Raw genomic sequence first — 12,621 nt, 5'->3', positions numbered from 1 at the left:
GGGAAACGAAAATAACCCAAGAATATGTTATATAGAAGGAATAAGGAAAAGAGGGGAAAAAGATGTGGAAAACTACGGATCTATGTGATGAGTTTGAAAAAGAATTACAAATATGTCGCCAGTCATTTCGGTCTTTTGGGAAGAAAGAACAATTTCACGGGAAAATTGCAACGGTAAAGGTGAAGGATGATAATGTACTAGTGAAGGAAGGATTGCAAACACTACCAGAAGGAACGATATTAGTTGTGGATGGCGGAGCATCTACGAATTGTGCGTTACTTGGTGATAATTTGGCAGCTATTGCAGAGGAAAGGAAGCTGGCAGGGATTATTGTAAATGGATATGTTCGTGATTCTAGTGAACTAAAGAATATTAATATTGGTATTTTAGCGTTAGGGACGATGCCAAATAGAAGTGTAAAAGAAGGAAAAGGAGAGCGGAATATTTCATTGCAATTTGGACAAGTAGAATGGAAGCCGAATGAATATGTGTATGCGGATGAAGATGGCGTCATTATTAGTGAAAAGAGTTTGCATCGTTAAAGGTTAGTAAGTTACTATTCTTAGAAAATAAATCCGATAAAGCATGGACAAAATTCTTTGTCAATAGTAAAATAATACAGAAATTTAAAATTAACAGAATGTATAGGTTTATCGTTTTACGATAACTTGAATGGAAGTCAGTTGTGCCTAGAAAAGTGAATGTTATCACAATGATACGTTCATAAACAAAATTATTTTTCCTATACAAATATAGCCGCGAATGATGCGGGTCGGAGGTGTTGTACAGTTTGTTCGACACTTACAAAAAAAGAGTGTCAATTGCACGCCCTTGAAGGGCCTTTTTTTGTGTAAATAGTAGTAAGGGAGGAAATTTTGGGATGGCAATGTTAAAAAAATGGCTGCTTACGTCGTTAATGGCAGTTACACTTGTATTTGTTTCTTTTGCGAATACAGTACATATTACGTTTGCTGAAGGAGATACAGCAAAACTTGCAATTATTGGTGAATCACAAAAGGGTATTATGTTATGTCCGAAAGAAGAGCAAATTAAAGATGGGGAAACAGCTTTAAGTTTGCTGCAAAAAGTCATGGGGGACAAAGTAACAGCAGAGACGATGTCTTTTGGAACGTATGTTAAAGGCATTGACGGTTTAATGGCTGGGGACACAAGTGGCTGGTTATATGATGTAAATGATAAATCTGCAGAAGTTGGAGCAGATAGTTATAAATTAAATGCTGGAGATGTTGTTGTCTTTCGTTTTGTTGCAGACTGGAGTAATATGAGCCAGGAAACATTACAGCAAACATTAGATAAATTTGGTACTTGTAAAACTGTAGAAGAACCAAAGACAGATGATCCAAAACAAGAAAAACCAGAAGAACCAAAGACAGATGATCCAAAACAAGAAAAACCAGAAGAACCAAAGACAGATGATCCAAAACAAGAAAAACCAGAAGAACCAAAAACGGATGATCCAAAACAAGAAAAACCAGAAGAACCAAAAACAGATGATCCAAAACAAGAAAAACCAGAGCAACCAAAGCAAGAGAACATTCAAGTTCCAGCAGCGCAAGTAAATGACGCGATCTCTAAGACATCTGAAAAGATGTTACAAGATGGAATTGAAAGTGATTGGGTAGCTTTAGGCCTTTCTCGTTCTGGAAAGAATGTTCCAATTGAGGCGAAATTAAATTATGTTAAGTCAGTAACTGAAAAAGTAGAAAAGCGCATTAACCGTTTTTCAGCGACAGATTTAGCTAGAACGATTATTATGATGAATGCAATGCAAGCAGACCCTACAAAGGTTGGCGAACATAATTTAGTTCAAAAATTGTACGAATCAGATAAAGTGAATTCTGTTACAGGTTATACATTTGCTTTACTTGCATTTGATACGAAGAAATATGAAGTTCCAGTGAATTCAAAATGGAATCGAGTTGCTTTAGTAGATGCGCTTTTAAACGCGCAACATACAGATGGCGGCTGGACTTACGATAGTGCAAGCAGTAAAGACAGTGCTAGTAGCGTTGATGTAACAGGTATGGTTTTATCAGCATTAGCTCCTTATCAAGATCGACCAGATGTGAAGCCAGCTGTAGAAAAAGCTGTTGCTTACTTATATAATGAACAGTTAGAAAATGGTGGTTTTTCTGCTGATGGACAAGAAAATTCTAATAGTGCTGCGCAAGCAATTATTGGACTATCACTTGTGAAAGATGTAGATCAAAATCGTCTACATAAGGCAATGCAAAATCTACTATCATACCAACTTCCAAATGGTGAATTCAAATGGTTACCAAGTGATCAAAACGGTAGCGGAATGGCTACAGAGCAAGCATTTTTAGCTTTACTTCAGTTTGAGGATCTTGGAAAATCGATTTATGATTGGTCAAATGTATCTGTTCCTGAAATCGATAAGAAACCGAATGTGGATTCAGAAAATGTTGTAGTAGAAAAAGAAGTTACTGAACAACCAGAAGAACAAAAGCAAGTACAAGAAGAAACGAAAGATGACACGCTAAAAGTTGTTGTCGATAATGAGCCGGTTAAAAATAAAAAATCCGGAAATGGTAGCACGTTACCAAAAACAGGAGCATCTTCTCATAGTGCAGCTACAGAAGTAGGTATGGGTGTAATATGTATTGCTGCTGCATATGTATTATGGAGACGTAAAGCAGCTTAACAAAAATTAGGAGCAATCATTTGCTCCTAATTTTATTATGAAAGGTGAGAGACAACATGAGTAAGATGAAGTGGTTTATTTCTTTAATGCTTTCACTTGGGCTACTTGCCGGATGTGAAGAGGCAGCTGTTAAGCCTGAGAAGAAAGTAGAACCAAAGCAAGAAGAGGTTGCAAAACAAGAAGAGAAAAAAGATGAAGAAAAACCGGAGGAAAAACAAGCTGAACAAGAGCAAAATAAGCAAGAAGAACAGAAAGAGAAGCAAGAACAAAAAGTAGAAGAGAAGCCGAAAGAAGAAAAGACGCAGGCACAACCAGAAATAAAAAAGGAAGAAAAACCTAAGGAACAGCCTGCTACTAAGCAACCAGAACAACAAAAAGCACAAGAAGAGAAACAACAGCAACAGCCGAAAGCACCAGAAGTAAAAGAAGAAGCGAAGGTTGTGAATCAGCCGAAAGAAACACCGAAGCAGGAGCAAAAGAAAAATCCAGAAGAGAACAATAGTGTACCAACTCCGCCAACACCGGTACCACCACCAAACCCAGTACCACCAGAACCTAAAGCAAAACAAGTTACTATTTCCGTAAAAGGACATGAAGGATACATATTAGGCGCGAAAAAGGTTGATGTACAAGAAGGTGACACGGTCTATAATGTGCTAAAGAACACAGGATTAGAGCTTGATGTGATGGGTTCTAAAGGTGATATTTATGTAAAAGGTATTAATGATTTATATGAAAAAGATATTACTACTACTAGTGGGTGGAAATATCGTGTGAATGGTGCTTTTCCAAACTATAGTGCTGGTGTAGTAACGGTTAAACCAGGAGATACAATTGAGTGGGTGTTTGTATTAAAATAAGAAAGGCATTCGGTAAAGGGCTATGAAAATAAGTTTTTCTTCTTTACATCCTTTTGTGAATTTTTTCTATTATATCGGGGTGATGATACTATGTATGATGTGTCTTCATCCTCTTTTTTTAATTGGAGCAATTCTATTAATCGTTATAATTAATGTGATGCAAGGGAATAGCGAAAAGATAAGAAAGATGTTACCGAGCACAATTGTTTTCTTTTTTATGGTCATTTTATTTAATTCATTATTAACGCATAGAGGCCGAACTACGTTATTTTGGTTAGGGGATAGCCGTATTAAGCTTGAGGCAATTATGTATGGAGTAGTAATGGGGTTATTATTAGTTGCGATTATGTTTACGTTTGCTTCGTATAATGATATTATTTCGAGTCATAAATTTTTATATTTATTTTCTAGAATTTCACCGAAAGTAGTATTGTTAACGATGATTACAGTGAGGTTTGTTCCTTTGTTTATGAGGCGATTACAGAAAATAACACTCGTCCAAAAGACAAAAGGTGTACAAGTAGATGCAGGCTCAATTGTTGAACGGGTGAAAAACGGTATGCAATTGCTGCAAGTATTATTAATTTGTTCATTAGAAGATGCGCTGCAAACAGCAGATTCTATGCAAGCTCGTGGGTTTGGTGTAACGAAGCGTACGACATATATTCGGTATAGAATGGAAAGACGCGATTGGTATATGCTCAGTTATTTAAGTATTCTACTTATCATTGCTATTATATGTAGTACGTATGGCGGAGGAAAGTTAATCATTTATCCAAAAGTCGAGTCTATTCTATTTCAGCAATACGATGGAATGATGTTTGTCGTACTTACGATGTTTATTAGTTTACCAATTATAATGGAAGGAAGGGAATGGATATGGTGGCGCATGCAGAAATAAACAATTTATCATTTGTATATGCTGATGAAAACGAATATGCGTTACAGCATATTTCTCTTTCTATTCAAAAAGGAGAGTTTATTGCACTTGCTGGAGGGTCAGGTTCTGGAAAGACGACATTATTAAAACATTTTAAAAAGGAATTACTTCCAATTGGTACACGTTCAGGAGAAATTTTTTATGATGACGTTTTATTAGAGGAAGTACCGGATTTATTATCTGCGCAAGAAATTGGTATGGTATTTCAAAATCCAGAGAATCAGCTCGTAATGGATACGGTCATTCAAGAATTAGCATTTTCTTTAGAAAATATCGGGTTACCATCACAGATTATTCAAAAACGAATAGCAGAGCTCATTAGCTTTTTAGGGTTTCAAGATTTATTGCATCAATCTGTTCATACGTTATCTGGCGGGCAAAAGCAGCTTGTCAATTTAGCTGCGGTATTAGTTATGCAGCCGAAATTATTATTATTAGATGAACCAACGGCGCAGTTAGATCCAATCGCTGCGAAAGAGTTTTTAGGATTGTTAAAACGTATTAACGAAGAACTTGGAATTACGATCGTTTTAAGTGAACATCGTTTAGATGAAGTGATACCACTTGCAACACGCGTTATTTGTATGGATAACGGCCGCATCGTTTATGATGGCAGTCCTAAAACGGTTATAGCGAACATGTGGGAAGTTGAAAAGTTCCGTCCATTTATTCCGCAAATTCCAAGATTGTTTTTAGAATGGGACGTGGAAGATATTCCGTTTACAGTGCGAGAAGCACAAATGAAACTGAATAACTTTTCAGATATATCATATGTGAATGAGCCAATAGCACAAAGTGAAAAGCGAGAAGTCATTTTAAGCGCAGAGCATATTTCGTTCCAATATGAAAAAAATAGTCCGCTTATTTTACGAGATTTAACCGTATCGATTGAAAAAGGAAAATGGGTAGCTCTCGTTGGGAAAAATGGTACAGGTAAATCTACACTGTTAACGATTTTAGCGGGATTGCAAAAAGCGAGAAGAGGGAAAGTAAAGTGGAATGGGAAAGTGATACATAAAATTGATTCGAAAGAACGATTTAAAAGGATCGGGTATGTATCACAACATCCGTATTATCATTTTACATTTGATACAGTGTGGGAAGAAGTGTATGAACGTGCACGTGAGTTATATGGAGAACAAGGAAAAGAAATAGCAGAAGATATGCTAAAACAGTTTTGGTTACATTCGCTTAAAGAACGCCATCCGCATGATTGTAGCGGGGGAGAGCAACAACTACTTGCGTTATGTACAACGTTATTATCAAAGCCGACTTTATTGTTACTTGATGAACCGACAAAGGGATTAGATCCGTGGAAAAAAGAAAGAGTAGGAGAGCTATTTAGAAAGCTACAAAAAGAAGGTACAACAATTGTAATGGCAACGCATGATATTGAGTTTGCAGCGAAATACGTTGATCAATGCATGATGTTATTTGACGGAGCAGTTATTATGAATGATGCACCGAAGGAATTTTTTAGTGGAAACTTCTTTTATACAACATCTATCAATCGATTCATTCGAAAAGAATTGCCATATGCATTAACGTGGGAGGATGTGTACGAAGCGTGTCCAAACGATATGTTGCATTCATAATATGTATTTTTGCAGTAATAATAGGCACATTACTCTTTACTACACTTATCATGGACGGTTATTACATGTTAAGTAGTTTGTTTTTATTAGTTATTATTATGTTACCTTTCTATATCCGCTTTGAAAGAAAGGCTTTTGTTTCACGTGAAATTGTGCTCGTTGCTGTGTTAGCGGCAATTGCAGCAGTTAGCCGCGTGCCATTTTCGATATTGCCAAGTGTACAACCGACTTCATTTGTCATTATCGTTTCTGCAATTGTGTTTGGGAGTGAAACTGGTTTTATGATCGGTGCAACAGCGGCTATCGTATCTAACATCTTTTTAGGGCAAGGTCCGTGGACGCCGTGGCAAATGTTTTCCTGGGGTATGATTGGTTTTATAGCTGGATTATTACGTAATACATTTTTAATGAGAAAGCTATGGGGAAGACTTCTATACGGATTGTTTGTTGGATTTTTATTTGGCTGGATTATGAACTTCTGGGGGCTTCTCGGTTTCATACGTGAGGCAACGTGGGAAGCTGTCATTTCGTATTATATCGCAAGTTTTTATTTCGATTTGAGCCATGCGATTTCGAATGTTGTTTTCTTACTATTATTTAGTACGTCTTGGATTACGATTCTTACGAGATTCAAAAAGAAATTTGGCATATTAGATAAGCATAACATGGCATAGAAAAGCATACTCATATAAGGTAGGGTCGCGACTTACATATTCGTTTGCCTCTTTCATGCTTCTTACATATTGTAAGGAGCATTTTTTATTGTCAAAAAATAGTCCAATATATATCCGTTACTATATAAAATTATTTGTATAATAGTAGGTGAGAACTATTTTCAAAAGGGAGGTGTATAGTTAATGAAGTTAGTTATTCCGAAGCAACATGGTGCATGGGCCATGCTCGTTATACCATTTCTATTAAGTGTCATACTTGGGAAACCTACTATTTATCATATTCCATTGTTTTTAGCTTGGTTCTTTATCTATTTAGCTACGTATCCATTTCTTACGTACATAAAGCAAAAACGAAAAAAAGAGTTTTTACATGCAGCAATTGTATATTTTATCATCGCTTTCGTATTTGGGATGATTTCTCTATTATATGAATGGCGCATTCTTTTATTCGTAGCAGTAATGATTCCATTATTTATAGTAAATATGTATTACGCCCGTCAAAAGAATGAAAGAGCGTTACTAAATGACATTAGTGCGATTATTGTTTTTTGTATTGGTGGTTTAGTTAGTTATTATTTTTCAATGAAACTTATAGATAAAACAGCATTATTTATTGCGCTTATTTCATTTTTATATTTTTTAGGAAGTACATTTTATGTAAAAACGATGATTCGCGAGAAAAATAACCCGAAGTATCGCCTTATATCATGGGGGTATCATATTGTATTAACAATCATTGTATTTTCAATGAATCCGTGGTGTTCTCTTATTTTTATACCGAGTGTCATTCGAGCAATTATGTTGTATGGCAAAAAAATTTCTATTATAAAAGTAGGGGTTTTAGAAATTGCTAATTCTGTATATTTTTTAATTATAACGGCAATAATTATGAAGTATGCCATTTGAAAAAGCTTCCCACCTTATGATGGGAAGCTTTTTCAATCTTGTTCTAAAATATGAACCGTGTAATCACAGCGTTGAATAGCTTGTTCGATCGCATAAAGTGATTGTTCAATACGAGCGCGATTAAAATCTTTTTCAACAGTCTGTAGCGCTTCTTCTAAACAATGTTTTGCTTCTTGTAATGATTGAAAAGAATTTTGGACATATCCGCGAGCATTTTCGTGCATTTCATAATCCTCCTTGCATATTCATATATGTATAGTATGAACAGTAAGGAACAAAATATAATTTGTTATATTTGTTTGACAATTAGAATGAAATTACGTATAGTAGGAATTAAGTGAATATTTTCTTATCCAGAGAGGTGGAGGGACTGGCCCGATGAAACCCAGCAACCGCGATGCAGGTGCTAATTCCAGCAGAACATATTTGTTCTGGGAGATAAGACGAAGATATATACGTAACTTCTTCTTATCGGAGAGGTTTTTTTGTTGCAAAAAAACCGATTACGAAAATTTATATTAAGAAGAAAGGGGTTGCGAAGTACTGTGACACTCGAAAAATACGTAAAACTGCGTAGTACAGTTTATGAATATATGATAGAGCAAGATAAGCCAATATCATTGTTAGATATTCAAGAACATATCGTTTCGCATCATGAAGGAAAATTCACGAAAAAGATGTTACATCAATTTTATTTATCAAGACTATTAGATGAACTGAAACTGGATGGGAAAATTACATTAGCTGATGAATATCTCTATACTGAAAAAGGGGTATTTTATAAGGCAGGAAAAGGGAGCTAAGCTCTCTTTTTTTTGAAGTATGTAGAGTAAAAGACTGCTTAAGCAGCCTGATACAAGGGAATGGTGTTGAGTGTGTAGTGTCAAAGATTGAATGTGCCTGAAAGAGGCACTTCATATCGGCTGCAAATGAAAAGAGACACCTCCGCCGAATAGGTGTCAGTCGTTTTGTCATATAGACTTGCTATTTGACAGTTATTAGAATAACATGCAGGGTTTTGGAAGTCAAAAGGGAATTAAAGGAAGAGGTGTTGTTATGTACGCTTACTTACTAAATGATATAACGAAATGGATTCCTAAGTACATTATGGATAAAGGTTATGAATATTATGAAGAAGGACATGTAGAAGATGTTGAAATACAAGACAAGAAAATATTTGCTTTTGTTACTGGAAATGCAGGAAACTATGAAGTAATGATTGATCTTGAAAATTTTACAGAAAGTAGCTGCGAGTGTCCATATGAGAATTATTGTAAGCATATGGCGGCAGTTGTTTATGATATTCAAGGTGCTGGTGAAAGTACGCTTAAAGAGAAACTGAAAGATTTAGAAAAGGAAGAGTTACTTACATTATTAAATCGTTTATTACAAAGTTCGAAAAACGTGCAAATTGTAGAAAAGATGTTAAAGAAGGGGAAACTGTAACTTATAGAGGGAGTTGTTTTGTAGTGAACGTACTAATTGTATACGCTCATCCTAGTCCTTCCAGTTTTAACGCGGCGATATTAAAGCATGTACAAAAAGGATTACAAGAAACAGATCATTCGGTTACGGTACTTGATTTATATAAGGAACAATTTGATCCAGTCCTTGTATTTAATGAAGAGAAGAAAAGACGTGATTTAGTACATGAAGAAGAGACAGCTCGGTACAGAACGTTAGTGGAAGAAGCGGATATGCTTCTCTTTATATATCCGATATGGTGGTGGGGGATGCCTGCTATTTTAAAGGGGTTTATTGATCGCATTTTCGTAGCTGGATTTGCTTATAAATATGAAGGAGCCCTGCCGAAAGGCTTATTGAAAGGGAAGAAGGCATGGGTAATTAATACGTTAGACTCGCCATTATGGTACGTCGCACTATTATATCGATCAGCCGATTGGATTATGATGAAGCGAGGTGTGTTACGTTTTTGCGGCATTCGCGATATAAAACGATCTGTTTTTCAATCTGTGAAAACGAGTAAAGTAGAGAAGCGGGAAAAGTGGTTATTACACATAGAAGAAAAGGCTCGTTCATTATGAATGAAATGGAACGTATTATAAAGTATTGTCAGTATGATAATGAACTTTTTCGTACATATATTAATTGTTTAATCCAATTGAAGAAATGTAGTGAAATGTTTCAACAAATACAGATTCAATTAAGGAATGATTATTTAATAAGAGGAATTTGTGAAAGAGAAGTGGATGAGGTAGTAAGAGGAAGTAAAGAATATGAAACGTATTTTCTTCCTAAAGCGTTACAGTGGAATTTCCTTAAGAAAAATCCACATGTAATTGAAAAAGTATGTGAAGACTTTTTTTCATTTGAGGCGTTACATCTTACGGAGATGGAGTGGGAGACCGTAATAAATTGCGTGGGAAATAAGTGATTTATTATGTAAAAAAGCTAGTATAAAACTAGCTTTTTGTTTTAAATAAATAAGAAACATAGACAATGATAAATCCTGCATATAGTAAGTTAACGACGTAAAATCCCATAATATCACGAGCACCTAAACCAGCTATCGCTAATGCCGGTAATGCCCAGAACGGTTGAATCAAGTTCGTCCAAGCATCGCCCCACGCAATGGCCATTGCTGTTTTTGCAGCAGGTACACCAAGTTCAGCGCCAGCTGGAATCATAATTGGTGCTTGCACAGCCCATTGACCGCCACCAGATGGAACGAAAATATTAACAATGCCAGCATTTTGAGTTTTTATAAAGAAAAGGCGCTATCCTCAAAGTACCTCCTCCTACTTAATCTATGCCTTCTATTAAAATTATAAATTGAAATACATTTTTTTATTAAGATAAAAAGCTGAATTAATACAATATCGTGATGAAATTTCTATATGTTGGTGAACTGGTTCCGTTAGCACTTGAATTTGAATTTTCTAGAAGGATTAGCGGTAGATTTGTATTGGCTGGTCCTGTTAGTGATTCGTTCCCTTGAGCAACTTGAACAGGGGGAGAAAACGGCTCTAAATGCGTATTGATTATCTGAAAGTTACGTCCGTTTGCGCTAACTTCGATAGACAACCATCCCTGAAGAATTGTAAATGGTTGTCCGCCAACTAGTATTGTTAATTTTGTTTTGAAATTGGTTATTCCTGTGGATTTAAAATAATAATTCCTGTAGTTAAAGAGTTAAAAAATGAAGCGAATGTAGGAAACTATTTCATTGTTGGATTAGATACAAATGGAGCCTTTACTACTGAACAACTTGTTTCGTTTATAAAGTTAATTGGAAATGAACATAAAATGATATTTATTAATACGAGGGTACCACGTCCGTGGGAATCAATCGTTAATGAGAGGGTGAAAGTAACGGCATCTGAGTGTAACTCTAGTTGATTAGTATGCAGCAAGTGCAAAAGGATTTTATTTTCTTTTGTGGAATCTTATTTATATTTACCTTATTAAAGTTTAGAAAGGAGAATATTTATGAAACATTCTTTATTGGAGACAAATCCAGAACCAGGAAAGAAAGAATCATTGCTTACACGATGTGCAACTGTATTTTCGAGATGGTCTCAGAAATATGTTCCAGATGCCTTTGTTATTGCTGTGTTGCTAACTTTATTTACTTTCATTATAGCTTTATTGATGAATCCCTCAAATCCGTACAAAATCGTAAAATCTTGGGGGGATGGGTTTTGGACTTATTTAACGTTTACTATGCAAATGGTATTATTAATGGTTACAGGGATGACGCTAGCTTCTGTCCCTTTTATTAATAGAGGCTTGCAGTCCGTTGCAAAGTTAGCCGATACACCCCAAAAGGCTTATACGATGACATTTTTGATCAGTGCAATTGCATACTATATTAATTGGGGACTAGCCGTAGTTGTGGGAGCGATCATTGCGAAGGAAGTAGCGAAAAAGAATCCGAATGCACATTTTCCATTACTTGTAGCTGCTGCTTACGCTCCGACAGCCTTATATAGCGCAGGTCTCTCCAGTTCTATTGGCCTGACAATTGCCACAAAGGATCATTTTCTTGTAGATATGATTGGAATTATTCCTACCTCACAAACAATTTTTAGTTACTCTACTTTAATTATTTTCTTCATTTTATTCATCACGATGCCAATTATTATTGTCCTTATGGCTCCAAAAAGTGGGATTATCAGCTATAAAGCAATCGAAACAGATACAAATTCTTTTGTAAAACCTCCTCAAAAGAATTTAACTGCTGCGGAAAAACTGGAATGGACACCGGTTCTAGGAATATTATTAGGCGGAATTGGCACGTTGTATTGTGTTTATGAATTCATGAACAGCCATAGTTTAGATTTAAATATCATTAATTTGTTTTTCTTATCACTTGGTTTACTCTTGCATGGTTCTCTTGGCAACTTTGCGCAAGGATTCAAAGAATCTGCGCAATCCATTTCTCCAATTATCTTACAGTTTCCATTTTATGCGGGGATTATCGCTGTTTTAGGTAGTTCAGGATTGGGGAGCTCAATCATTCAATGGATGGCATCTATTGCGTCAAAGGATACATTTGATATATTTACATATTGGTCAGCGGGATTGGTGAACTTATTGGCACCATCTGGCGGGGGGCAATGGGCTTTGCAAGGGCCACTGCAGGTCCCTGCAGGATTGAAGTTAGGTGTAGATCCGGCTACTATCGCTATGGCGGTAGGATGGGGGGACGCATGGACAAATTTAATTCAGCCGTTCTGGGCACTACCTCTTTTAGGAGTACTGGGATTGAAAATTAAAGATATTATGGGTTATTGTTTCATTCTCTGCATTTGGGTCGGGATTGTTACAAGTTTATTGATGTTATTTCTATATTAGTTTTCATAGGGATATACATTACTATCAAGTAATACCATTAAAATGAAAAAAAACGCTATTCTTTCTGTAAAAACATGAGGAGGGATAGTGTTTTTTTTTGTTTTTTAGAAAGGATGATACATGCTAATTCATGGCCAATATC

The 12,621-nt window shown here is 35.8% G+C and carries 13 protein-coding genes, 2 pseudogenes and 1 riboswitch; of the genes and pseudogenes, 13 read left to right on the top strand and 2 right to left on the bottom strand.

The features are described from left to right. Positions 1 to 62: 62 nt before the first annotated feature. The 7 genes from rraA (at position 63) to MKX31_RS14145 (ending at position 7,661) form a co-directional block, all read left to right on the top strand. A complete protein-coding gene (gene rraA / locus MKX31_RS14175; RefSeq protein ID WP_064475852.1) occupies positions 63 to 542 on the top strand; it encodes a ribonuclease E activity regulator RraA in 480 nt (159 codons plus the stop codon). Between the two features lie 338 nt (positions 543 to 880). Further along, complete coding sequence (locus MKX31_RS14170) at positions 881 to 2,686, top strand: DUF4430 domain-containing protein (protein WP_340981014.1); 1,806 nt, start codon at positions 881 to 883, stop codon at positions 2,684 to 2,686. A 56-nt stretch (positions 2,687 to 2,742) separates the two neighbouring features. Beyond that, complete coding sequence (locus tag MKX31_RS14165) at positions 2,743 to 3,546, top strand: DUF4430 domain-containing protein (RefSeq protein ID WP_154131370.1); 804 nt, start codon at positions 2,743 to 2,745, stop codon at positions 3,544 to 3,546. A 22-nt stretch (positions 3,547 to 3,568) separates the two neighbouring features. Next, positions 3,569 to 4,447, top strand: coding sequence for an energy-coupling factor transporter transmembrane component T (locus tag MKX31_RS14160; RefSeq protein WP_064475849.1), 879 nt, complete (start codon positions 3,569 to 3,571; stop codon positions 4,445 to 4,447). Further along, the gene (locus tag MKX31_RS14155; protein WP_064475848.1) at positions 4,420 to 6,081 is read left to right on the top strand and encodes an ABC transporter ATP-binding protein; all 1,662 of its coding nucleotides are present in this window, start codon (positions 4,420 to 4,422) and stop codon (positions 6,079 to 6,081) included. Before MKX31_RS14160 ends, MKX31_RS14155 begins: the two co-directional genes overlap by 28 nt. Then, complete coding sequence (locus MKX31_RS14150; protein WP_088047148.1) at positions 6,054 to 6,755, top strand: ECF transporter S component; 702 nt, start codon at positions 6,054 to 6,056, stop codon at positions 6,753 to 6,755. Before MKX31_RS14155 ends, MKX31_RS14150 begins: the two co-directional genes overlap by 28 nt. Positions 6,756 to 6,938: 183 nt before the next feature. Further along, a complete protein-coding gene (locus MKX31_RS14145) occupies positions 6,939 to 7,661 on the top strand; it encodes a YwiC-like family protein (protein WP_098111982.1) in 723 nt (240 codons plus the stop codon). A 32-nt stretch (positions 7,662 to 7,693) separates the two neighbouring features. Here the strand turns inward: MKX31_RS14145 and MKX31_RS14140 are convergent, their stop codons facing one another. Continuing rightward, positions 7,694 to 7,885, bottom strand: a complete 192-nt coding sequence (locus MKX31_RS14140; RefSeq protein WP_000545003.1) for a hypothetical protein — start codon at positions 7,883 to 7,885, stop codon at positions 7,694 to 7,696. A gap of 122 nt (positions 7,886 to 8,007) precedes the next feature. After that, positions 8,008 to 8,106, top strand: a riboswitch (SAM riboswitch). Positions 8,107 to 8,146: 40 nt separating this feature from the next. Here MKX31_RS14140 and MKX31_RS14135 point away from each other — a divergent pair. The 4 genes from MKX31_RS14135 (at position 8,147) to MKX31_RS14120 (ending at position 10,056) form a co-directional block, all read left to right on the top strand. Then, positions 8,147 to 8,464, top strand: a complete 318-nt coding sequence (locus tag MKX31_RS14135; RefSeq protein ID WP_002096439.1) for a hypothetical protein — start codon at positions 8,147 to 8,149, stop codon at positions 8,462 to 8,464. A 253-nt stretch (positions 8,465 to 8,717) separates the two neighbouring features. Continuing rightward, positions 8,718 to 9,107, top strand: a complete 390-nt coding sequence (locus tag MKX31_RS14130) for an SWIM zinc finger family protein (protein WP_088047150.1) — start codon at positions 8,718 to 8,720, stop codon at positions 9,105 to 9,107. Positions 9,108 to 9,130: 23 nt separating this feature from the next. After that, a complete protein-coding gene (locus tag MKX31_RS14125; RefSeq protein WP_064475844.1) occupies positions 9,131 to 9,706 on the top strand; it encodes an NAD(P)H-dependent oxidoreductase in 576 nt (191 codons plus the stop codon). Continuing rightward, a complete protein-coding gene (locus MKX31_RS14120) occupies positions 9,703 to 10,056 on the top strand; it encodes a hypothetical protein (RefSeq protein ID WP_064475843.1) in 354 nt (117 codons plus the stop codon). Before MKX31_RS14125 ends, MKX31_RS14120 begins: the two co-directional genes overlap by 4 nt. 41 nt (positions 10,057 to 10,097) lie before the next feature. Here the strand turns inward: MKX31_RS14120 and MKX31_RS14115 are convergent. Beyond that, positions 10,098 to 10,375: pseudogene (locus tag MKX31_RS14115) on the bottom strand (TIGR00366 family protein); the annotation flags it as partial. 421 nt (positions 10,376 to 10,796) lie between these two features. Here MKX31_RS14115 and MKX31_RS14110 point away from each other — a divergent pair. After that, positions 10,797 to 11,006: pseudogene (locus MKX31_RS14110) on the top strand (acyltransferase family protein); the annotation flags it as partial. A 105-nt stretch (positions 11,007 to 11,111) separates the two neighbouring features. Next, positions 11,112 to 12,479 carry a short-chain fatty acid transporter gene (locus MKX31_RS14105; RefSeq protein ID WP_081257295.1) on the top strand — a complete coding sequence of 456 codons (1,368 nt, stop codon included), beginning with the start codon at positions 11,112 to 11,114 and terminating at the stop codon, positions 12,477 to 12,479. Positions 12,480 to 12,621: the final 142 nt, after the last annotated feature.

The organism is Bacillus sp. FSL M8-0063 (assembly GCF_038005545.1).
Taxonomy (GTDB): Bacteria; Bacillota; Bacilli; order Bacillales; family Bacillaceae_G; genus Bacillus_A; species Bacillus_A wiedmannii.
Note: the sequence above shows the minus strand (reverse complement) of the source record. Positions and strands in the feature narration are given on the sequence as shown.